Source organism: Pelagicoccus mobilis, assembly GCF_016595505.1.
Taxonomy (GTDB): Bacteria; Verrucomicrobiota; Verrucomicrobiia; order Opitutales; family Opitutaceae; genus Pelagicoccus; species Pelagicoccus mobilis.
In genome coordinates, this window is record NZ_JAENIL010000030.1 from 1 (window position 1) to 20,794 (window position 20,794).

20 protein-coding genes are annotated in these 20,794 nt (G+C 55.0%); 9 read left to right on the forward strand and 11 right to left on the reverse strand.

Annotation, left to right across the window (positions count from 1 at the left end):
- The 6 genes from JIN87_RS16000 to JIN87_RS16025 form a co-directional block, all read left to right on the forward strand.
- Nucleotides 1–1,524, forward strand: a 1,524-nt coding sequence (locus JIN87_RS16000; RefSeq protein ID WP_234033450.1) for a complex I subunit 4 family protein, incomplete at its 5' end; no start/stop codon positions are given.
- Between the two features lie 17 nt (nt 1,525–1,541).
- Nucleotides 1,542–3,071, forward strand: coding sequence for an NADH-quinone oxidoreductase subunit N (locus JIN87_RS16005; RefSeq protein WP_200356596.1), 1,530 nt, complete (start codon nt 1,542–1,544; stop codon nt 3,069–3,071).
- 143 nt (nt 3,072–3,214) lie between these two features.
- The gene (locus tag JIN87_RS16010) at nt 3,215–4,561 is read left to right on the forward strand and encodes an FAD-dependent thymidylate synthase (RefSeq protein ID WP_200356597.1); all 1,347 of its coding nucleotides are present in this window, start codon (nt 3,215–3,217) and stop codon (nt 4,559–4,561) included.
- A complete protein-coding gene (locus JIN87_RS16015) occupies nt 4,561–4,887 on the forward strand; it encodes a hypothetical protein (RefSeq protein ID WP_200356598.1) in 327 nt (108 codons plus the stop codon). Before JIN87_RS16010 ends, JIN87_RS16015 begins: the two co-directional genes overlap by 1 nt.
- A 119-nt stretch (nt 4,888–5,006) precedes the next feature.
- Nucleotides 5,007–6,974 (forward strand): DUF3857 domain-containing protein, encoded by a 1,968-nt coding sequence (locus JIN87_RS16020; protein ID WP_200356599.1) that lies wholly within the window; start codon nt 5,007–5,009, stop codon nt 6,972–6,974.
- A gap of 17 nt (nt 6,975–6,991) precedes the next feature.
- Nucleotides 6,992–8,971, forward strand: coding sequence for a transglutaminase-like domain-containing protein (locus JIN87_RS16025; RefSeq protein WP_200356600.1), 1,980 nt, complete (start codon nt 6,992–6,994; stop codon nt 8,969–8,971).
- On the opposite strand, the gene JIN87_RS16030 is transcribed toward JIN87_RS16025, so the two are convergent.
- Genes JIN87_RS16030 through thiD form a run of 3 tightly spaced genes read right to left on the reverse strand, consistent with a single transcriptional unit; the run spans nt 8,972 to nt 11,723 of the window.
- A complete protein-coding gene (locus JIN87_RS16030) occupies nt 8,972–9,253 on the reverse strand; it encodes a hypothetical protein (RefSeq protein ID WP_200356601.1) in 282 nt (93 codons plus the stop codon).
- Nucleotides 9,254–9,296: 43 nt separating this feature from the next.
- Nucleotides 9,297–10,931 (reverse strand): ComEC/Rec2 family competence protein, encoded by a 1,635-nt coding sequence (locus JIN87_RS16035; protein WP_200356602.1) that lies wholly within the window; start codon nt 10,929–10,931, stop codon nt 9,297–9,299.
- Nucleotides 10,932–11,723 (reverse strand): bifunctional hydroxymethylpyrimidine kinase/phosphomethylpyrimidine kinase, encoded by a 792-nt coding sequence (gene thiD, locus JIN87_RS16040; RefSeq protein ID WP_200356603.1) that lies wholly within the window; start codon nt 11,721–11,723, stop codon nt 10,932–10,934.
- Between the two features lie 179 nt (nt 11,724–11,902).
- Here thiD and JIN87_RS16045 point away from each other — a divergent pair, with 179 nt between their 5' ends.
- Nucleotides 11,903–13,252, forward strand: a complete 1,350-nt coding sequence (locus JIN87_RS16045; RefSeq protein ID WP_200356604.1) for a replication-associated recombination protein A — start codon at nt 11,903–11,905, stop codon at nt 13,250–13,252.
- A gap of 4 nt (nt 13,253–13,256) precedes the next feature.
- Nucleotides 13,257–13,733, forward strand: a complete 477-nt coding sequence (locus tag JIN87_RS16050; RefSeq protein ID WP_200356605.1) for a NanQ anomerase/TabA/YiaL family protein — start codon at nt 13,257–13,259, stop codon at nt 13,731–13,733.
- Nucleotides 13,734–13,781: 48 nt separating this feature from the next.
- Here the strand turns inward: JIN87_RS16050 and JIN87_RS16055 are convergent, their stop codons facing one another.
- The 8 genes from JIN87_RS16055 to JIN87_RS16090 form a co-directional block, all read right to left on the reverse strand.
- Complete coding sequence (locus JIN87_RS16055; RefSeq protein WP_200356606.1) at nt 13,782–14,528, reverse strand: FkbM family methyltransferase; 747 nt, start codon at nt 14,526–14,528, stop codon at nt 13,782–13,784.
- A gap of 271 nt (nt 14,529–14,799) precedes the next feature.
- Nucleotides 14,800–15,615, reverse strand: coding sequence for a glycerophosphodiester phosphodiesterase (locus tag JIN87_RS16060; RefSeq protein ID WP_200356607.1), 816 nt, complete (start codon nt 15,613–15,615; stop codon nt 14,800–14,802).
- A gap of 99 nt (nt 15,616–15,714) precedes the next feature.
- Entirely contained in the window at nt 15,715–15,939 is a 225-nt protein-coding gene (locus tag JIN87_RS16065) for a ferredoxin (RefSeq protein WP_200356608.1), read from the reverse strand.
- Between the two features lie 46 nt (nt 15,940–15,985).
- Nucleotides 15,986–17,233: a peptidase U32 family protein gene (locus JIN87_RS16070; protein ID WP_200356609.1), complete on the reverse strand. Its 1,248-nt coding sequence runs from the start codon at nt 17,231–17,233 to the stop codon at nt 15,986–15,988.
- 260 nt (nt 17,234–17,493) lie between these two features.
- On the reverse strand, nt 17,494–17,835 hold the full coding sequence (locus tag JIN87_RS16075; RefSeq protein ID WP_200356610.1) for a histidine triad nucleotide-binding protein: 342 nt from the start codon (nt 17,833–17,835) through the stop codon (nt 17,494–17,496).
- A 57-nt stretch (nt 17,836–17,892) separates the two neighbouring features.
- Nucleotides 17,893–18,366 (reverse strand): hypothetical protein, encoded by a 474-nt coding sequence (locus tag JIN87_RS16080; RefSeq protein WP_200356611.1) that lies wholly within the window; start codon nt 18,364–18,366, stop codon nt 17,893–17,895.
- A 47-nt stretch (nt 18,367–18,413) separates the two neighbouring features.
- The gene (gene nrdR / locus JIN87_RS16085) at nt 18,414–18,875 is read right to left on the reverse strand and encodes a transcriptional regulator NrdR (RefSeq protein ID WP_200356612.1); all 462 of its coding nucleotides are present in this window, start codon (nt 18,873–18,875) and stop codon (nt 18,414–18,416) included.
- Between the two features lie 6 nt (nt 18,876–18,881).
- A complete protein-coding gene (locus JIN87_RS16090) occupies nt 18,882–19,445 on the reverse strand; it encodes an anthranilate synthase component II (RefSeq protein WP_200356613.1) in 564 nt (187 codons plus the stop codon).
- A gap of 175 nt (nt 19,446–19,620) precedes the next feature.
- On the opposite strand from JIN87_RS16090, the gene tgt reads away from it, so the two are divergent.
- Nucleotides 19,621–20,766: a tRNA guanosine(34) transglycosylase Tgt gene (gene tgt, locus JIN87_RS16095; protein WP_200356614.1), complete on the forward strand. Its 1,146-nt coding sequence runs from the start codon at nt 19,621–19,623 to the stop codon at nt 20,764–20,766.
- The last annotated feature ends 28 nt before the right edge of the window (nt 20,767–20,794 follow it).

A 20,794-nucleotide genomic window follows, 5' to 3' on the forward strand; every position in this document is an offset into this window, starting at 1 on the left:
AACGACTCCGTTTCACTTCTCCATTTCGCCATAGCGGCGCCCTTGGTCTTCGCGTTCGCAACGCTTTGGGCCAACAAGCTAGGCCGCCCGGCAGTACAGATCGTTTCGATCACCGGTTTTGCGATTCCCGCTATTCTGGCTCTCATCACTTGGGTTGCTTACAGCCCGGAGGTAGCCGGTGGATATGACTTCGTCACTCGCCACAACACCGGTCTGGAAGTGGTGGGCATCAGCCTTCACCTCGGGCTTAATGGTGTAGCTCTTCCGCTTTTTGTAATGGCATCCATCGTTGGCTTGGCAGCTGGACTTTACGCGGCTCAGTCAAAAGCTGAAAACCTTTCCCGCTATTTGTTCTGCTTGTTGATCATGCAAGGCGGTTTGATGGGTGTCTTCGCTTCCATTGATGTGTTCTTTTTCTACTTCTTCCACGAGCTCGCGCTCATCCCGACCTTCGTAATGGTTGGCGTATGGGGCGGACGTGACCGTGGTTACGCTGCGATGAAGATGACCATCTACCTCACGCTTGGCGCGATGCTATCTCTCGCTGGCTTGATCGCTCTTTATGCGAAGAGCGGTGCAGAGTCCTTCGATCTCATCACCCTCAAGGCACACCTCGCAGCTGCTCCATTGAGCGATACAGTTTCCAACTACGCGTTTGGTCTTTTGCTCTTCGGCTTCGGTATCTTGGTATCGCTCTGGCCACTACACACTTGGGCACCGCTCGGTTATGGAGCTGCTCCAAGTTCTGCCGCCATGCTGCACGCTGGTGTGCTCAAGAAGTTTGGCCTCTACGGTCTGATCCAAATCGCGGTGCCTCTTATCCCAGGTGGAGTAGGGCAATGGGAGAATTGGATCATCTGGCTCGCGCTCGGTAACGTTGTGATCGTCGGTCTGGTGACCATGGCGCAGCGCGACCTCAAGCAGATGCTCGGTTACAGCTCGGTCATGCACATGGGATATGCTTTCCTCGGTATTGCAGCGATGTCAGTCATCGGTGTTGCGGGCGCGGTTATCATGATGGTGGCGCACGGTCTCACGGTTGCTCTACTCTTCATGCTCTCGACCATGATCCACCACCGCACGCAGACTTTCGAAATGGAAGAAATGGGTGGCCTCTCCAAGAAAGCGCCCGTGCTCAGCGCCTTTTTCGTTTGCGGCATGATGGCAAGTATTGCTCTCCCAGGTCCAGGTCTCGCCAACTTCTGGGGTGAGTTCGGGATCTTCGTTAGCCTCTGGGCTTACAAGCCATGGGTTCTGGCGATCGCTGCCACAGGTATCATCATTTCGGCCATCTATGCTCTTCGCGCTATCGCTCGCGTGTTCTTCGGAACCGAGTCCGAGGACTTCCAAGAAGTTCAAAAGGAGCACGAAGTGATCGACATGACGTGGGCGGAACGCGTTCCAGCTCTGATTCTCATCATCGTTCTTTTCTTCATCGGTTTTTTCCCGAAGACCATTTCCTCCTCCCTCAATGACGCCCTCGAGAGCGAACCCGTCTACCAAGTAGCGGACGCTGGCGAGTAACTACTTTTGGATACACGATGCCAACTGAAACTCTGAATAAACTCGGCGAAATCGCAGCTACCAACAGCTGGGGCGCGATCTACCCAGAACTGATCCTCGGGTGCTTGGCTCTGTCATTGCTCATTCTCGAGGTAGTGCTTCCGAAGTTCGCACACGGCGCGATCCCTCGCATCTCGATCCTCGGTCAAATCTTGCTGCTCGGCTACATTCTTATCTTTGACTGTGCGGGGTGCTGCAATGGCGTTGCCTTTGGCGGAATGATCGAGCTTTCCGGAACGGGCCAGGCTTTGCGGATATTCTTCCTGATCGCTTCTATCTTCGTGAGCTACCTCGCAATGGTCAGCTTCGAAAACAAGACGCTCGCTCGTATCGAGTACTTTGCGATTACCCTCGTGGTGACTGGAGCTCTTTCGCTCATGGCGATGTCCAACCACTTCGTGATGCTCTTCGTAGCGCTCGAAACGGCGACCGTCGGCTTCTATGTTTTGGTCAGCTACTTCCGCCAGAATGCGCTCTCGCTCGAGGCCGGTCTCAAGTACTTGATCATGGGTGCGCTTAGCTCGGCGATTTTGCTCTTCGGTATCGTGCTTCTCTACGGCGCGGCGAGCAATCCAGCCCTCGCAGGCAGCAGCCCAGATTCGATGAACTTCCAGAATCTGCGCGCCTTCCTCGAAGCGAACCCAACTGACAGCCTCGCCATCATTGGCATGCTGCTCGTGATCTCGGGTATCGCCTTCAAGATCGGCGCTTTCCCATTCCAAGTGTGGATCCCAGACGTTTACCAAGGCGCGCCGGTTTCGACTACGGCCTTCCTTGCGGTCTCTTCCAAGGCTGCCGGTTTCGCGGTTTTGCTCACGCTCACAAAGGTATTTGCGCCGCTCTCCGAATGGTTGATCCCAGTGCTTTCCGGCATCGCTTGTTTGACACTGCTCTTCGGTAACTTCGCCGCACTCACGCAACGCAACCTCAAGCGTCTCATCGGTCTCTCCGGCGTATCGCACGCAGGTTTCTTGCTCATCGGTGTGATCGCCGCTCAGGCAATTCCGGAAGCGACCAACTGGGTGCTTTTCTACCTCTTCGCTTACTTGCTCGGCTCGATGGCGGTATTTTCCGTTTTCGCGCACTTGCCGAAGGAGTGGGACTCCGATCTCGACCTCGACGATTTGGGCGATCTCGCCAAACGCAATGGCTTCCTCGGCATCGCCCTGGCAATTGGTATTGGCTCGCTCGCTGGTATCCCGCCGCTCGCCGGTTTCATCGGAAAGTTCCTCATCTTCGTAGCCGCCTTCAAGGCCGAGCTCTACACGCTCCTCGGTGTGGGTATCGTAGGTGTGGTTGTTTCGATCTACTATTACTTTGGCGTGATCAAGGCAGCCTTCTTCGAGGTCTGGAAGTTCACTGATGAAGACGAAGAGGAAGCGACTGCCGCTCTGCCCGGCGCGACGCTTACTTTCCTCGGCAAGTTTGCCATCCTAGTAGCAATTGCTGGCTCGGTGGTTCTCGGCTTCTTCCAAGGCCCACTAGGCAGCTGGCTTTCCGGACAATAAAGCACGAACGAATAATCCCTATTTTTTAACGCTAACGGCTCGCCCAAAAAACGGCGGGCTTTTTGCGATTTAGTTTGAGCTGGTGAGCTTACCGAATTGGTTTCGAATACCGGTTTTTGACAACCCCAATTAGTCTTTCCCTAATGAACGTAACTGGTCTCGCGATCGTACCTCCTGAAGAAGCGGAAGGTGAATTCAAAGTCACCCCGGAGCTCCTCGCCTCTGTCCTCGCTCGTTACTCTCGTAGCAACGACGGCATTTCGAACATCATGTCCAAGGTCGATCTGAAGAACGCGGACAAGTCGATCGATCGTATCCTCAAGTTTGTGGATTATGGCCATGCTTCGATTGGTGGTTTGACGGGTGGTATCGCGATCGCGATTGACGACGTTTCAATGTGGCTTGCCTACAAGCTCTTCGAAGTGTCTCAGATGTGTGACGGGCAAGAATCAAGCACGCGTTACATTACGATGGATCCGAAGAACATACCGACGCCTGACGAGATCGGCATGCCGGTGGATCTTGCGGAGGAATGGCTCTCGATCGTGGCTGAAGGTTTCGAGTGCTATAACAAGGAGTACGAGCGTCTCGACCAAATTGCCAAGGATGACCCAAGCGTGGTTCGCGCTCCAGAAGGTACGCCCGAAAAGGTGCTCAGCCGTATGCGTAAGAACTACGCTCTCGACCGTGCCCGCTACTTTATCCCACTCGCGACCAAGACGAATCTCGCGCTTGTCATGTCGGCTCGCATGTGGGCGCAGACGATTAAGCACATCGCCTCGCTCCCGCAGAAGGAAGCGCAGACTGTGGCGGATCTGATTCGTGCGGAAGTGGCGAAGTTCGCTCCGCGTCTCGTCAAGCACAGCAAGGCGGAGAAGTCCTTTCAGCAGCAGGCCACTGAAGAGCATAATCGCAGCATCGAGCTCCAGAAGACGCGTCTTTCCATCGAGCACCTTGAAGACGAAGTCTGGGTGGATGTGGCGGACAGTGTCCCTCCGTTTCTTGCGGAAAAGCAGTCAATCGGCAGTGCTCTCAAGTATCGTTCCAATCGATACGGCTACTGCGGCACGGCGATCCGCCGCATGCGCGTTGCCTTTGCTTGGAACAACATGGCGATCGCGGAATTGCGCGACCTGAACCGGCACCGTACCGGCCACCGTTATACGCCTTGTATCCAGGCGGGCTTCTATCTTGCGGGTGAAACTGATCGCGACGAGTTCAGACCCTTTCTCGAGCGTCAGAAGGCTTTTCTCTCGAAGCTAGCTGAGCGAGGGGACGCGAGCTATGTCTACGCTCTCATGCTTGGCAGCCAAACGCCGTTCGAGCATTCGACCCATGCGGACAAGTTTGTCTACGAAGCGGAACTGCGTACAGGGCTTGGAGCTCATTATCGTTATGCCGATCATCTTAGTCAGGCGTTGGCGGAATTTTATAAGCAAGTACCGGATGCCCGCGAGTGGGTCGTCGAAGGTACGGCGGAGCCGGAGTGATGCGTCGCTTTGCTTTCGCTTTTTTGCTGCTCACTTTTGTGGGAAACCAGTGGTTCTCGCCGGAGCTGGACGCGGCGAAGAAGCAGGATAAGACGATTCCGGTAAAGATCGTCAAAGCGAGCGATACCAAGTTTAAGCACGCGAAGCTGGTTCAGCCGAAGCAGCAGGTGAAGAAGAAGCGTTTTCTTTGGTTCAAGAAAAAGGAAGTGAATCGTTTGGAGCCTAAGAAAGCTCGGCTCAACGGAGCGCTTAAGAAGCCGGCTGTGGTTAAGCCGGAATCAAAAGATATTCCCGTGATCGAGCCTGAAACGGTTCCGGCTAAGTAGGGGGCTGGCTCGTAGGCATCGCTCGATAGAAGGCGATCGCAGCGACGTCTTTAGGTAGCTAATTCGTAGGAATGGTATTCGTTCTTGATTACGTATAAAGACCTACTAGTTTCTTGGGTATGTCCCACTTACCCAAAATCCCCAGTTTTGTAGCCCTCATTCTGTTAGTCTTTGGTTCCTCGATTTTTGCCGAAAAGTCCGAGCTCGAAAAAGGGGGGTGGGATGAGATCCCTCCGGAGGAGTTTGAAGCAGCGGTGCCGAAGATAGATCCCGATGCTCATAGCGAGTTCACGTTTCGGAGCATCGAGGTGGATGATCGCGATCTGTATTCGTCGACGCACCGCTTCCACAATCGGGTCAAGCTGTTTACCGAGGCAGGGGTCAAGGAGTGGGACAAGGTTGACCTAGAGTATTTCGAGGGGATGCGAGTGACTAAAGTGAAGGCTCGAGTGATCTACCCGGACCTAACGGTCGCAACCTTGGACCGGAAGGACATCGTAAAGCGGAAGGTCTTCGAAAATGATTCCTTCAAGGGGTACGCGAAGTCGTTCTCTTTTCCTGGTCTCAAGCCTGGGTGCATCATCGAGTATTCCTGGGACTTGAAGATCGACGCTTGGTTCAAGGGGGTGACGGTCGACTTGCTGGGTGGGCATCCGACTTGGTTGTATGATGTGATCGTAAAGCCGTACAAAGGGCTTGCTCATAGCGTGCGGAACTTCAACAGCGGAGCTCAGTGGGATAAGTTTTCAAGTGGGTTCAAGTGCCAGCTGACTGATTTGAAGGCTCGCTCGAATGAGCCTTACGTTGGCCCAAGGCGCGATTTTGAACCTTTCTTCGTTGTCGAGTATTCGACCAAGCTGAAAGCCTTGGAGCAGCAGAAGTATTGGAACTACAGAGCGGGTCGCCTAGACAGCGTAAACGACGAGTTGATTCGGCCCAAGGTGGGGCGTGTCAAGAAGCTCGCTGAAAAGCTCTTTAGCGGCACGGGATTGAACGAAGAGAAGATTCAAATCGCCTACGACTATTGTACGCAGGAGATCGTAAATATCAGCGAACCAACTACGGTTTATACCGAGGAGGAAATCGAGGAGCTGAAGCGTAACTCGAGCCCATCCGATACATTGAAAAATGGATACGGCACAGGGTTTGATATCAATGCCTTGTTTGCCTCCTTGCTCGGTGCTGGTGGATTCAAGGTATCGCTGGCTGAGGTTGAAGACAAATCGTCGTGTACCTACCATGTGACTAAGTTGGGTGGATTTAATCTCTCGGACTGGGCGGTCGCGGCGAAGGTAAATAACACTTGGCAGTTCTATGATCCAGGTAGCGGCTTTTTGCCATGTGGGGTGCTCAACTCAGCGAACTCCGGCTCAGACGCTATTATCATCGAAGGCAAGTTCTACAAGGATCTAGAAACCGCTGCGGTTGGGGACGATTTTTCGAAAGTGGCAAGAATCGCGAATTTAAGCATCGATGAATATGGGGATCTTAAGGGGAAGGTCGCGATTAAGTATTCGGGTTACGAAGGAATCTCTTTGAAGCGTGCTTTCTCTGGGATGACTGATACGGAAATGGAGGAATTTGTTCTCGAAAAGGATTGGCAGGATCGTTTGCCGAGAGCGGAGATCAGCGATTTTTCGGTTAAGAACGAGGATTCCCGATCGAAGGATTTGATCTTGAAGTACAGCGTTAAGATTCCGGGGTATGCGGACGTGGCAGGTGATCGCCTTGTATTCAATCCTTCAATATTCCAGGAAGGTGAGTCTCCTGTCTTTGGTGAAGAGGAGCGGAACTCGACGATTGGCATTCCGTTTCGTCCGCATGTTTCGGACAAGGTGACGTGCACGATCCCGGACGGCTTCGAGTTTGAGGCCAATGCGGGAACGGACTCGAACAACGAAGGCCAAATCGTATCGCGTAAATCGATGATTACCAAGGCGGATGGTCAGTCTATCGTGTATCAGCGGTTTTATACGCTGAAAGTTCTAACGATTGACTCTCGATTCTATCCGCTTGTGAAGGCCGAGTTTGATCGAATGAACGAAGCGGATCACCGTCCCCTGACACTGCTCGCTAAGGAGAGTTGAACTTGTTAGCCACAAAGATGATGCTGCGAGCTTTGATTGCTATCGTATCGGTGGGGCTGGCGGGCTCTGCCTTGGCCAAGAGTTCTTATCCGGATTGGCTGGAGGAGTGCCTTGAGAACAAGTCGGTGATTGATCGGTTTGAAGAAGAGGCGGACGCTCTTTGTTTGCTGGATGAGAGCGAGATCGAGTACGAGGGGCGCGGGGTTGTCAGCCAGAAGGTACGTCGGGCGTTTCATATCTATGATCGGGATGGCAGGGAGAATGCTCGGATTGCGATCCAAATGTCGGACGGTAGGAAGCTCGACGGATTCTCTGCGTGGATCATATACAAGTCGGGAAAGATTGAGCGGTACAAGAAGAACGACCTTGTGGAGATCGCTCTGGATCGTGACAAATTGCGGAGCGATAGTTATCAGCTGCAGTTGGATCGTTCCGAATCGATGAGAGAAGAAACTGTATTCGCATTTGAATACGAAACGAGTAAGAAGACGGTTTTTCTCGATGGTGCTTGGCGTTTCAATATGGGGGTTCCTGTTGTTCTCTCTCGCTTGAGCCTGACACTGCGGAAGGGCTGGGAACTACGTTCGAGCGTTTTTAATTCCGATTTCTCTGAGTATTCAAACGAGGGTTACGTGCATCGTTGGGAGGGGAGGAACATACCGGCCGTGGAGATAGAGGAGAGCCAACCCTTTAGTTCGCTAATGACGGGGAATCTCTATTACACGGTTCATCCTGATTCAAAGGAGATGTCGCGATACCCGTATGCGATATTTTCGAATTGGAATGATGTGGCTCGGTATGTGGATGCTAGTCAGGATGAGCGGATTCTGACGAATGAAGCTCTGGTCGCGAAGACTGAAGAGATAACTGCAGGCAAGGAATCGCAGTGGGAAAAAATCTCTGAGATTTGTTCTTACGCTCAGTCGATCAACTATCTCGCGAACTCGATCGACCTCTACAATGGTGGAGGGATGACGCCGCAGTTCGCTGAAGAAACCTTCGAAAAACACTATGGCGACTGTAAGGATATGACGGCTTTGGCGAGGGCTATGCTCAGTTGTATCGGGATCGAATCATTTGCGGTGACGGCTCAAATAGGGAGTGACTCTTGGGTCTACGACGAGTGGGCGTCACCTGCTGCCTTTAATCACTGTATTCTGGGAGTGCGGGTTTCGGACGATGCTCCAGACTGTTCTGGTGTCTTTGAGCACCCCAAGCACGGCCGGATGCTCATATTCGATCCCACGACAAAAAACTCCAGTCCAGGAGTGCTTCCCTATTATTTGAAAGGCAGGAAGATTCTCGTTTGTAGTGAAAAAGATGATGCGCTCCTGGCGTTGCCCGAGATGCTTCCAGAAGAAAATCGGGTAAAGCGTGAGGTTACGGCTACGATCAACTTGGGAGGGAATCTAAATGCAGAATTGGTGCAGGAGTGCTATGGGGGCGCGGCAGAGTCGCTCAGGGGCTTGTATCGGAGTCTGAAGCGCGACGATTTTGAGAGTTTCCTTAGGGCTTGGATTGCGAATGGAACCCGGGATGCGCAGATCGACTCTTGGAGTTGTGAGGATTTCTTCGAAGAAAACCGTTTCGAGCTGACGTTATCCTTTACTGCTCGGCGTTATGGGAGATTGATGAACCAGGGAGAGATGATGCTCTTTAGTCCTGTCCTCATGAGTCGCCTGCAGTGGGTTCCTCCTGTGGATGATGACCGAAAGACTCCTTACTTGCTCTCGCCTCATCGAACGGAAGAAACGATACGTATTTCCATCCCTGAAAACTACATGCTCGATTCGTCGAGCAATCGCAAAGAGCTAGAATCGGAGTTCGGACGCTATTCGATGAACGTCTCCTTCACCGACGGAGTGCTCGAGGCGGATCGTCTGAGCGTGCTGGAGCGCTCGGTGGTACCCGTTGAGAACTACGGTCAGCTGGTAGACTATTTCGAGCAGAAGTCGCGAGCCGAGAGCTCCAAAGTTGTGTTTAAGCAAAAGGGCTAGCTAGCCAGCGTTTCGAACCGCGTCCTTCTTCTCTTCACGTTCCTCTTCGAGACGGGTCTTTTCGTTGGCGAGTTGTTTGCGGATATCTTCGGCGTCACTAAAATTCCCGCTTGCTTCCGCTTCCGCTATCTTGGGAGTTAGGAATACTTCGCGTTCCGCTATTTTGGCTTTGTACTTTTCGTCGAGCTCGGCGAGTTGGGCCTTTTGCTCGTCGCTAAGTGGCTTTTGTACCCCGTCCTTTTGCGCGAGGCGTTCCATGGCGAGTTCGTATGCGGACTTCATGGAGGGAGAATCCTCTTCGGCACGAGTCAGGTCAAAGGAATTTCTAGGCTTGGAGAATTAGGATTATCGCGGCGCAAGCTGCGACTGCGAGCAGTTGCCAGAGCGGCGAGGCCTTTGAATTGGATTGTTGGTAGCAATAGCCAATCAGAAATAGGGAGCCTAACAGTGACAAGGATGCGGTAAGTGCGGATATGGACGGGGTGGCTATGCTCGCGTATGGGAGTGTACTGGTGAACTCGAGGAGCAGGTGTATCAACTTAATTAGTACGATCGCGGCGTTGTTGTAGAACTCGCTAATCGGAACTAGGTCTATGAGTGGCGAGAAAAGCAAGGAGAGGAAACCTGCGATTATAGCGAGCGAAGCGAGGGGGAGTGCGACTAGATTAATCAATATTCCGTAAGTTGGGAGAATCTGGAAGTAGTAGATTCCAAGCATCGCTGAAACGAGAAAGGCTGCTGTGCTCACTCCAGTTGCATCGAGTATCCAGTTCTTGGAGGCTAGGAGTAGTTTCTGATGTTTCGATAACGCAGCTTGAGGAATATCTCTGTATAGGGGGACGAGGTGATTGAGTGTTTTGGCAAGTGGAAGACCGAGTAATAGAATCGCCGTTACGGTGAGGTAAGACATCTGGAATCCGGCCTGAAAGAGTTGTCCTGGAGAGAGCAGCAGGTAGATCAATGCGGAGAGGGCGAGGGCGTTCACCGGAGCGTTTTGCTTTTGGCTGAAATTGGCGAGATAGAAGCACGCGACCATGAGGAGCGCTCTCCAGGAAGAGGCGGACCCGCCTGTCACTAAAACGAAGAGAGCAACTGCAGTGAGAGTGAGAATCGCGCGAGGTTTTCGAGTGAATCTGAGGACGGTGAGCAGGGTGTGGAAACAGACGGTGATGACTCCTATGTGTAGGCCGCTGATGGCGAACAAGTGCATCGTCCCATTTGAGAGGAACAGCTGTTTTTGTTCAGGGCTGAGCTCGCTTTTTTGCCCAAGCATTAGTCCTTTGAGCGCTCCAGTGTATTCGCTTTCTGGAACGCTGTTGCGAGATAGAATTTCGGAAAAATGTTCGCGAGCGTGGTTGAAGAAAGCGGTAGAGCCACTCGATTCTTTCGACTTGGAGAGGATGTATCCTTGTTTGTAGTCGAGTCCGATGCCTAGATTTCTTAGATAGGCGTCGAAGCGATCGCCATCAGAGTAGGAGCGAAGGGGGCGGACCACTCCGATTGCCTTGAAGGTTTCACCTTCTTGGGGATGCTCCGTAAGGGCGTCCGTATCTAGGAAAAAGAAGACGCTTCTTTGAGTGAGCCAATTTTGCTGGGGTGGTGTTTGAACGATTTGGGCGATGCCAAGGGTGGTGTCGGGATCGGTGGCGTTGAACAGGGTTTCTATTCTCAACTCCAGAACAGCTTCGCGGGGAGGCATATGAGCTTGCTCGTTTCGCAACCCTTCTTGACTGGAGAATCGAATCGCTCCGAGGGATGTGATGGATACGACGAAAAACAAGTGCCACAGAGGGAGCTTGCTAGATGCCGCGACGTAGGAGAGACCCCCTGCGACTATGGCGATAAGAAGCGGGTAACCTATGTCGGAAAGTGGCTGGAAACGAGCGATCGCTATTCCAGTGGCGTAGGGTAACAGTATCCAAAGCAGCGGTACGCGACGCGGCTTGGCGGCAGATGGCATTTAGGGGAGGTGGTTTATGAAGGGGGATTGAGGTAGAGTAACGGGGGATTCCATTCCGCGTCTGAGGTAGTCGCGAGCGATTGAAATGGCGTCGAGGGCGGTATTGCCCTTTGCGATTTGAGCGGCGGTGGCGGAGCTGAGCGTGCAGCCGCTGCCGTGTGTATCGATTTCTTGGATTCGAGTTTGGTGAAAGTGGTGCGTTTCGCCGGACGGCGTCGCGACTACGTCAATAAGGTCCTCTCCTTCGAGGTGGCCGCCTTTGACGAGCGCGGTTGCCTGATAGGCCTTGGCGAGGTCGATGGCAGCTTGGTCCATTTCCTCCACGTTTTGGATCTCGCGTCCGAGAAGAAGTTTGGCTTCGTCGAGGTTTGGGGTGACCACGCGTGCTAGAGGCAGAAGGTGGATTTTTAGGGCGTCGAGGGCGTCGTCCTGGAGCAGAACGTGTCCGCTTGTCGCTACGGACACGGGGTCGACGACAATGGAGATGAGGGGGGCTCGTTCCAATCGGCGGGCGACCGCCATGATGATTTCGCGATTGAAGAGCATTCCTGTTTTGATCGCCTTGATCGGGTAGAAGTCGAGGACCTGCGAGATCTGGGCGTCAACGAATTCGGCTGGGGCGGTATGAATTGCCGAGACGCCTGTCGGGTTTTGGGCGGTGAGGCAGGTGATGGCGGTTGTTCCGTAGACTCCGTTTGCGGCGAAGCTTAGCAAATCCGCTTGGATGCCGGCGTTTCCTCCGGAATCGGATCCGGCGATGGAGAGGGCAGCTGGGGGAGTCGAGTCGGACATAATTGTAAGGTGATTTTGCGCTAGGAGTGCTCAATGCCAAGCTAGAGTTGCCGGGTGGTGCGCGCGCTTTGCTACGTAACGTTACGTTGCGGACTGCGCGGGCTGCGAGCGGGGCGTTTGTTTCGGGGTGAAGCGATGATGGTTTTGACCTTGGGACTGAGGGGGCCTAGCTGTGGAGAATGGATGATCAGGCGAGTTTGTTTGGAGCGGAAGAGGAGGTGGCTCTGCGAAAGGATGAAGGGGGGCGGCCGAGCAAACGGCAACCGCTGGCGGCCCGTCTGCGTCCGAGAAACCTGAAGGAGGTGGTCGGGCAGGACCACATTTTGGGCGAGGGCAATTTGCTTCCTCGCTTGGTGGAGTCCAACACCTTTGGCAGCTTGCTCTTTTATGGGCCGCCGGGTTGTGGGAAGACGAGTATGGCTGAGGCGATAGCGGGAGAGACCCAAAGCCGGTTTGTCAGGGTGAATGCGGTGATGTCGAATGTGGGGGAGCTACGCGAAATCTTATCGATCGCTCGTCGTATGGAGGACAAGGATACGGTGCTCTTTGTGGATGAGATTCATCGCTTCAACAAGTCGCAGCAGGATTTGCTGTTGCCGGATGTGGAAGCGGGGAATATCCGATTGATCGGCGCTACGACTCATAATCCTGGGTTTTATGTGAATGCTCCATTGCTGAGTCGGAGTCATTTGTTTCGCCTGAATCCTCATTCTGTAGAGACGGTGGCGGCGCGTCTTGCGAAGGCTTTGAAGGACGAGGAACGCGGGTTGGGCGGACGTCGGCATGAGGCGGAAGCGGAAGTGCTGGAAGGCTTGGCGAAGCTTTGTGACGGGGATTTGCGTCGGGCGTTGAATGCGTTGGAGGTGATTGCGATGGGGCTGGCCGAGAGCGAGCCGATTACAGCGGATGCTATCAGTGTATTCGCCTCGGAACGACAGATTCGCTATGACGCGAACGAGGACGAGCACTACGATACGATTTCAGCGTTCATAAAAAGTATACGAGGTGGGTCGCCTGATGCGGCTCTTTATTGGTTGGCGAAGATGTTGGCTGGCGGCGAGGATCCTCGTTTTATCGCTCGCCGCTTGGTTATTTCCGCCTCGGAGGATATTGGGTTGGCGGATTCGAACGCATTGCCTTTGGCGGTGGCGACGCAGCAAGCCTGCGAGTTCGTGGGGATGCCGGAGTGTCGGATTAACTTGGCTCATTGCGTGGCCTATTTGGCTGCTGCTCCCAAGAGTAACTCGGCGTATGCGGCGATCGGGAAGGCGTTGGCTGACATCAAGCAGGGGCCTGTTCAGGAGGTGCCTGTTTGGTTGAGAGACAGCGGTGGAAAGGCTTCGAAGGCTCTGGGGAATTCGGCTGACTATCGCTACAGCCATGACTATCCGGAGAACGTGTCTGGCCAGGAGTTTATGCTAGAGCCGAAGCGATTCTTGGATTTGAACCGTGTGGGGGCAGAGACGGAGATTGCCAAGCGTCTGGAGCGTTGGGAGAAATTGAAAAAGGAACGGAAAGAGGAACTGTAATATTATGATCGTAGACCATATTCAAAATTGGCGGAATTATTCGCTGGGTGGAGCTTGGGAGAAGGCGTTCTCCTTTCTGGAAACGCTTTCTGTCGATGCGGAGGAAAAGGAGTATCCGATCGATGGAGACGCTATTTTTGCTCGGGTGATGAGTTATCCGACCAAGGTGGAGACTGCGGAGGACGCGGTGTTGGAAGCCCACAGAAGGTATGTGGATATCCAGATGGCGTTGATCGGATCGGAGCGAATCTCGGTTTATCCGACTCATGAGATGATTGAGAAGGGGGGCTACGACGCTGAGCGGGATGTCGAGTTTTTTGAATACAAGGAAGCTGCGAAACTTCAATTGTCGATGTATCCGGGGACGTTTGCCTGCTTGTTGCCGCAGGATGCTCATATGCCGCAGCTTTTTACGGAAGAAGCGGGCAAGGTGGTAAAGAAGGTGGTTGTGAAAATCCTTCTGGACCGGCTGGATGTCTAGGGGGCGTTCTTTGGCTTTGAATGCCCGTTGAGGACAACGGGCTCTCCCTTAGTTGTCGCCGAAGTCCGCGTAGCGGAAGAGGTGAAGGGTAGTGCGACCGTCGTGCTGGCTGGATACGATCTTCTGGTAGCAGTGCGGAAGACCGGGCAAGTTGACGTTTGTGGAGAAGGTTCGGAAGAGGAGGAAAGTGGGCTTGTAGCGGTCGAAGTTCATTCCTTCGAGTACGCGGTCTTCGTAGCCAGTGAGATTGAAGACGAGGAGCTCGAAATTGCTGTCGAAGTTTGAGCGTTCGAGGATGCCGCAGATGGAGTTGGTGCTCACGTAGTTCACCTGCTTGCGTTTCACCTGATTGGGGAGCGGGACTTGGATGGGCTTTCCTTCGAGTCGCTCTTTCGCCTCTTGGAGGAGGGTTTTGCGAACGGAAGCTGAGGGGGGTAGGCCTACGATTTCGATGTAGGAGTCGCGAAGCAGTTTTTCGGAGGCTGCTACATTGAGCGATACGCTCGACTTGCGATTTTTCCGGCAGCGGTGAAAGAGGTGGGGCCAGGGTTCGATGAGGAGTCCTTTCCAACCGAGGGCCTTTTCGAGGTAGGGAGTCAGGCTGCCGTTGATGCCGTCGCGGGCGCCGATCTCGACGAATTTGCCTCCTGGCTTGTTGAAATAGGGTAGCAGCGTCTTTGCGTGGGGCTTGAGAGCTCCCATCGTGAATGTCCGATGGAAGGCCCGGGCGAGTGGGCCTTTTTGCTTGGATTGTTGGTTGCTTGCCACGGCTGAGTAGAGTGCTTGCTTCGTCATTCGGCGAAATTGGGCGCTGGTTAAGCCGGAATGCTGGAAATTTGCCTATTCTGGGGGCGAACTCGCTAGTCTTTGGCCTCTAGGGGAATAGCGGAGGATCGAGTCGCGTTTACGCCTGATTTACGAGAGCGGCGATTTGTGTTAAATTGTTCCCATCGTGGCGGAGGGATCTGTCGCTGATAACAGACGAAGAAGAAATTTTCTCCAAGCAACAGTAGGACCCGTGGCCAGGTGGCGGCGGGTCTTCTGCTATCTGGACCTGAGGTGGGAGCTAGGGGGCGAGGGTGGCTCGGAGGCTGCCCGGGGTATTGGTGGTGAGTGATTGGGCGCCGAGCGTGAGCCACTGGCGGGCGGTTTCTGGTTTGTCGACGGTCCAGGTGTGCAGCTCGTAACCGGCTTCGAGAATTGGGGCGAGGTAATCTGCGTCGACGTGGGGGTGGCAGTAGAGGCTGAGGCCGTCGGCTTTGGTGCGGCGGAGCTCTTGGACGAGGTGCTGGGGAGTGGGTACTAGGTTGGGGGATTTGTCGCGATGGCGTGGGGTGGCGAGAAGGATGGCTTTAAGGGAGGGGCGTTGGGATTTGACTGCTTTTATGACGCGTCCGCTGAAGGCAATGATGACGATTTGAGACGGGGCGATATCGGAGGAGTCTATGACCTTGAGGAGATGGCGGACTATCTTGGGGCTGCTTTTGATTTCGATGTAGAGCTTTTTGTCGGGCGGGACGGTGGTGAGGACTTCGGCCAAGGTGGGGATGGAGGTTCCGGCGAACTCGGGGGATTTCCAGGTGCCGACGTCGAGGGCTTTGAGCTGGGCGAGTGTGGACTTGCGGACGGTGAGGTTTTGTTTGGCGTAGCTTCCTGTAGTGGGGTTGTGGATGCAGACGACTTGCTTGTCGCGGGTGAGGTGGAAATCGCCTTCGATGGCGTCAGCTCCCTGTTGCCAGGCGAGCTGGAAAGCGGGCAGGGTGTTTTCGGGGGCGTCGGCGGAGGCTCCGCGGTGGGCGACGATGAGCGGGGATGTGGAAGACTTGAGTAGACTGGGCGTCGAAAGAGACATTAGGAGGGCAAGCAGGATGGAACGAAGCATTTATGAAATACAATGCTCCGACGAGATCGGAAACGCAAGTTGGCTTGAGCTGTGTGTTTGTGGCCGTTGGGGACAACGGCCGCTACCTAATGTGAGTAACTATCCTTCGATCTTGATGATGGTGACGGGGCAGTGGTCGGCGGCTTCCTTGAGGGCTTCGCGGTCTTCTTCGAAGCCTTGGCCGATCTGGAAGGGATCGTCCTCGGCTATGACTTGGTGGAGTTGGGCCAAGCCTTCCTCGTCCATCTTCCAGTAGTTGGGGGCGACTTCGGTGCAGAGGGCGCAGCCGATGCATTCGAGTCGCTTGTGTTTGATGGTGATCATTTGGAGGATGAGCTGCTTGTTACGGCAACGACGGAGCGTTGCCCTCCTATGCTGGGAGATGGAGGAAGAACTTGTCGTTTTGACGGACTTTGGCGTCGACTTTGATCGAGAAGACTTGGCCGTTGGTGACGTTTTCGGCTGTAGTGGTATCGTCAAGACGGAGGCCCTCGAGGGTGCCTTTTACGACTCCACTTGTTTCGCCGATGATGAGGTATTCTTGACCGGAGACGATGGGACCACTGGCGGTGATTTCGGCGACGCCGAGCTTGTTGTAGTAGTGGGTTACACGGCCGGCTTGGACTTTTTGGCGGGTGGCTTTGGTGCCGTGGGTCATGGACCAGCCTTGCTCGCGACCGAGGTAGTAGCCGGAGGAGTGCCCGCGGTGGTAGACTTTTTTGAGGTCGTCGTTGAGTTGGGTGACGAGGTCTTCGGTGAAGGTGCCGGACTGGATGGCGTCGACGCCGCGGCGGTAGGCGGCGGTGACGGTGGAAACGTATTCGGGAGCGCGGCCGCGGCCTTCGAGCTTGAGGGTGTGCACGCCGGCTTCGAGGACTTGGTCGAGGAAGTCGATGGTGCAGATGTCGTTGGGCGACATGACGAAGTTGTTGTCGATGAGGAGTTCCTTGCCGGACTCCTGGTCGACGACTTTGTACTCTTTGCGGCAGTTTTGGGTGCAGGCGCCGCGGTTGGCTGAGGCGTTGTCGGTGTAGAGGGACATGCCGCAGCGGCCGGAGACGGCGATGCAGAGGGCGCCATGGGCGAAAGCTTCGATCTCGACGGGGCGTCCGGAGGGGCCGCGGAGGTCATCGGCGATGACTTGCTGGCGGATCTTGCGGATCATGGAGAGGTTGAGCTCTCGGGCGAGGACGATGCGGTCGCAGAATTGGGCGTAGAATTTGAAGGATTCGTAGTTGGAGACGGAGAGTTGGGTGGAGAGATGGACCTCGAGGCCGAGTTCGCGGGCCTTGAGAATGCAAGCCATGTCGGAGGCGATGACGGCGTCGACCTTTTGCTTGGCGGCTTCTTCGAGCAGGGCGAAGCAGAGTTTGAGGTCGTGGTCGTAGAGGAGGGTGTTGAGAGTGAGGTAGCCGCGGATGCCGCCTTCGTGGCAGCGGGTCATGATTTCGGCGAGGTCCTTGAGGTGGAAGGAGCGGCGGGAGCGGGCTCGCATGTTGAGCTGGGCGAGACCGAAGTAGACGGAGTCGGCTCCGGAGTCGATGGCGGCTTGCAGGGATGGGTAGCAACCGGCGGGAGCGAGGATTTCGACGTGTTCGGACTGTGTGGTGGTGCTCATGTTGGAACCGCTAATGGCCGCGAATTATCGCGAATGGGTTGAGAATACTCTAAATTAAAGAGGAGCTTGTGTGTGGTTTTTTCTTGGGGAGTCAAGTGGTGGGGTGTGGGAGAGGGGAGTTTGACGTTTCTTTGGATGGTTTGGTGGGAAATGAAAAAGCTCGGCGGGTGGCCGAGCTTGGTGGGATGAAGATTATGATTAGGATGAAGATTATGATTAGGAGGAAGATTGTGGTTAGGGGGATGAGGAGGGGTTGGGGATCAGCCTGGGGGCCAGGCCATTTGGCGGCCAGCTAGGAGGTGGATGTGGAGGTGGGGGACGGCTTCGCCGCCGTGTGGGCCGTTGTTGATGACGGTACGGAATCCGTCGCTCCAGCCGAGTTTGGCGGCGAGCTTTGGGATAATGGTCATCATGTGGCCGAGGAGTTCGGCGTCTTCTGGAGTGGCTTCGCCGATGCGCGCGATGAGCTTCTTGGGAATGAGCAGGAGGTGGGTTGGGGCTTGGGCGGCGATGTCGTGGATGACGATGCATTTGTCGTCCTCGTGCTCGATGGTGGCGGGGATCTCGCGATCGATGATTTTTTGGAAGATGGTTTTTTCCATGTTGGGAAGCTGAATTGATTTGGTTGTGGGCGGCGGTCTGGGCCAGACCGCCCTACCTTAATAAATTATGAGATTGAGGTGGCTGGAGGGGCGGGTGCGGGATTGGCAGAACTCGCGGGCGTAGGCGATGGCGCTTTGGTACTCGGCTTTGCGTTTGCCGGTCCAGCGTTTGCCGGTGGGGCAGATGGCTTCCTTTAACCCGGTGAGGACGAGGAGCGGGCGTTCGAATCGGCAGGTGCGTTTGAGGGCTTCGAGGAGGCGGGCTCGGAGAGCGAGTTCGGAGTAGCCTTGGGCGTCGGGGGCGGTGACGAGGTCGATGATGGCCTTGTCGGGGTGGCGGGTTGTTTGTTCGAGCAGAGTCTTGGCTGCTGCGAGAAAGGCGGATGGGGAGTCTCGATGTTCGCTGGGCAGGGTGGCCTCGATGGACTCCTTGATTTGCCGGGCGAAGTAGAGGTCGTCGCCGATATTGTCGGCGAAGAGGGCGCAGATGATCTGGAGCTTGGAGAAGTCTTTGTGAGCGCCGGGTTTCAAGGTGTGGAGAGTGAGTTTGTGTCCGCTGGGACAGCGGACGCTGCCTTTTAGAGGAGCTTGGGGGTGTTGAGGTCGGAGATTTCGTCGAGGAATTCGTCGAGGTTTTTGAAGTCCTTGTAGACGGATGCGAAGCGGATGTAGGCGATGGCGTCGATGGACTTGAGGTTTTCGAGGACCTTTTGGCCGATGACGGCGGAGGGGAATTCCATGCCGTGCTCGGATTCGAGCTGGTCGATCATGTCTTCGACGAGGATGTTGATTTGCTCGGCGTCGACGGGGCGTTTTTGGCAGGCGCGGCGGAGGGAGTAGATTATCTTGGCTTTGTCGAAGTCTTCTCTGCGTCCGTCTCGCTTGGTAACGTAGAGGTTTTCGCGGAGGATCTGCTCGGTGGTGGAGAAGCGGTGGGAGCATTCGAGGCACTCGCGACGGCGGCGGATGGTGGATCCGTCTTTGGACGCACGCGAGTCGATGACTTTATCGAGCTCTGATCCGCACTTTGGGCACCTCATGGTAAGTTAGAGAGTAAGGAAGTTCTTGAGGATTTCCATCCCGTTTTCGGTCGCGATGGACTCGGGGTGGAATTGTACGCCCCAGATGGGGAGCTCGCGGTGACGGAGGCCCATGATCTCGCCTTCGGCGGTCTCGGCGGTGATCTCGAGGCTGTCTGGGAAGGATTCGCGCTCGGCGAGGAGGGAGTGGTAGCGGGTGGCTTGCAGGCCTTGGGGGAGGCCGCGGAAAAGGTCTTCTCCGTGGTGGGAGATGGGGGAGGTCTTGCCGTGCATGAGGCGGTCGGCGCGGACGATTTTGCCTCCGAAGTGCTGGGCGATGGATTGGTGCCCGAGGCAGACGCCAAAGACGGGGACCTTGCCGGCGAAGGCTTCGATCATGGCGATGGAGACGCCCGCTTCGCTTGGGGAGCAGGGGCCAGGAGAGATGAGGACGCGTTCGGGATTGAGGGCGAGCGCTTCTTCGGTGGTGATCTGGTCGTTGCGGAAGACGCGCTGCTCGACCCCGAGGGTACCGAAGTACTGGACGAGGTTGAAGGTGAAGGAATCGTAGTTGTCGATGACAAGCAGCATGATGCGTAGTTTTGCTGTGGTTTAAATAGGGCGTGGGGAGGTGGGTCAAGCCCAGCGCGGGGTGTGTGAATAAGTAGCCGATGTAGCGGCTGGGTAATCGGTTTTAGGCGTAAGGGGCTGGGGGTAAGTTTTGAGTTGTTTGAAGGTGGAGTGGGGGTAGTTTGTGGGCCGATTTATGAGCGAACACTTTGAATTGCTGAAAACAGATGCGGAAACGGATGCTCGTCGCGGGCGTCTGAAGACTTTGCATGGGACGATCGAAACGCCGATTTTCATGCCGGTGGGCACTCAGGCGACAGTGAAGGGGCTGACTCCGAAGCAAATCAAGGAAGAGGTGGGAGCTCAGATCATCTTGGGGAACACGTATCACTTGAACCTTCGCCCAGGTTCGGAGCTAATTCGTGATGCAGGCGGGCTGCACAAGTTCATGTCGTGGGATGGTCCGATCTTGACGGATAGTGGCGGCTTTCAAGCGTTTAGCTTGGCGAAGTTGAGCAAGCTGACGGAAGAAGGGGTGGCCTTTCGCTCGCACTTGGATGGTTCGAAGGTTTTTCTGGGCCCGAAGGAGGTGATGACGATCCAGGCGAACTTAGGTTCGGATATCGCCATGGTTATCGACGAGTGTCCTCCGTATCCGTGCAAAAAGGACGATTGTGTAAAGGCGATCGAGCGGACTACTCGCTGGGCGAAGGCGTGCAAGCAAATCGCGACGGATAATGGATTCTTGGATACGGGGCACCATGTGTTCGCGATTGCTCAGGGGTCGGAGTTTGAGGATTTGCGTCGCCGTTCTGCGGAGGAGTTGGCGGAGTTGGATTTTCCTGGATACGCGATTGGGGGTGTCAGTGTGGGCGAGCCTGAGCCGGAGATGTTGAAGCAGGTGCGGGCGACGGCTCCGTTTTTGCCGGAGGACAAGCCTCGATATACGATGGGCTTGGGGACTCCGCCGCAGATGTTGAAGATGATCGCGGCTGGGGTGGATATGTTTGATTGTGTGCTGCCGAGCCGGGTGGCGAGAAACGGGGCGTTTTTCACGCCGGATGGGATGTGGAACATTCGCAATAGTCGCTTTGCTACCGATATGTCGCCGCTGGTGGAGGGCATGGAGAATTACACGTGTCGGAATTTTTCGCGGGCCTACTTGCGGCATTTGACGATGGCGAAGGAGATCTTGAGCTGCACGTTGCTGACGTTGCATAATCTGCATTTCTATTTGGATTTGATGCAGCAAGTTCGGGATCACCTCGAAGCGGGTGACTTCGCTAGTTGGAGTGCCGCTTGGATCGAGCGTTACGAAGCTGGAGGTAAGGGGCAGGAGTAGTTTTTTGCCTGTTGTAGTTGACTGGTGG

Coding starts and splice junctions, on each gene's coding strand:
- JIN87_RS16020 (WP_200356599.1), top strand. CDS start 5,007: ATGTCCCACTTACCCAAAATCCCCAGTTTTGTAGCCCTCATTCTGTTA.
- JIN87_RS16065 (WP_200356608.1), bottom strand. CDS start 15,939: ATGATCACCATCAAACACAAGCGACTCGAATGCATCGGCTGCGCCCTC.
- JIN87_RS16050 (WP_200356605.1), top strand. CDS start 13,257: ATGATCGTAGACCATATTCAAAATTGGCGGAATTATTCGCTGGGTGGA.
- JIN87_RS16075 (WP_200356610.1), bottom strand. CDS start 17,835: ATGGAAAAAACCATCTTCCAAAAAATCATCGATCGCGAGATCCCCGCC.
- JIN87_RS16060 (WP_200356607.1), bottom strand. CDS start 15,615: ATGCTTCGTTCCATCCTGCTTGCCCTCCTAATGTCTCTTTCGACGCCC.
- nrdR (WP_200356612.1), bottom strand. CDS start 18,875: ATGAGGTGCCCAAAGTGCGGATCAGAGCTCGATAAAGTCATCGACTCG.
- JIN87_RS16010 (WP_200356597.1), top strand. CDS start 3,215: ATGAACGTAACTGGTCTCGCGATCGTACCTCCTGAAGAAGCGGAAGGT.
- JIN87_RS16035 (WP_200356602.1), bottom strand. CDS start 10,931: ATGCCATCTGCCGCCAAGCCGCGTCGCGTACCGCTGCTTTGGATACTG.
- JIN87_RS16070 (WP_200356609.1), bottom strand. CDS start 17,233: ATGAGCACCACCACACAGTCCGAACACGTCGAAATCCTCGCTCCCGCC.
- JIN87_RS16090 (WP_200356613.1), bottom strand. CDS start 19,445: ATGCTGCTTGTCATCGACAACTACGATTCCTTCACCTTCAACCTCGTC.
- JIN87_RS16045 (WP_200356604.1), top strand. CDS start 11,903: ATGGATGATCAGGCGAGTTTGTTTGGAGCGGAAGAGGAGGTGGCTCTG.
- tgt (WP_200356614.1), top strand. CDS start 19,621: ATGAGCGAACACTTTGAATTGCTGAAAACAGATGCGGAAACGGATGCT.
- thiD (WP_200356603.1), bottom strand. CDS start 11,723: ATGTCCGACTCGACTCCCCCAGCTGCCCTCTCCATCGCCGGATCCGAT.
- JIN87_RS16055 (WP_200356606.1), bottom strand. CDS start 14,528: ATGACGAAGCAAGCACTCTACTCAGCCGTGGCAAGCAACCAACAATCC.
- JIN87_RS16015 (WP_200356598.1), top strand. CDS start 4,561: ATGCGTCGCTTTGCTTTCGCTTTTTTGCTGCTCACTTTTGTGGGAAAC.
- JIN87_RS16030 (WP_200356601.1), bottom strand. CDS start 9,253: ATGAAGTCCGCATACGAACTCGCCATGGAACGCCTCGCGCAAAAGGAC.
- JIN87_RS16025 (WP_200356600.1), top strand. CDS start 6,992: ATGATGCTGCGAGCTTTGATTGCTATCGTATCGGTGGGGCTGGCGGGC.
- JIN87_RS16005 (WP_200356596.1), top strand. CDS start 1,542: ATGCCAACTGAAACTCTGAATAAACTCGGCGAAATCGCAGCTACCAAC.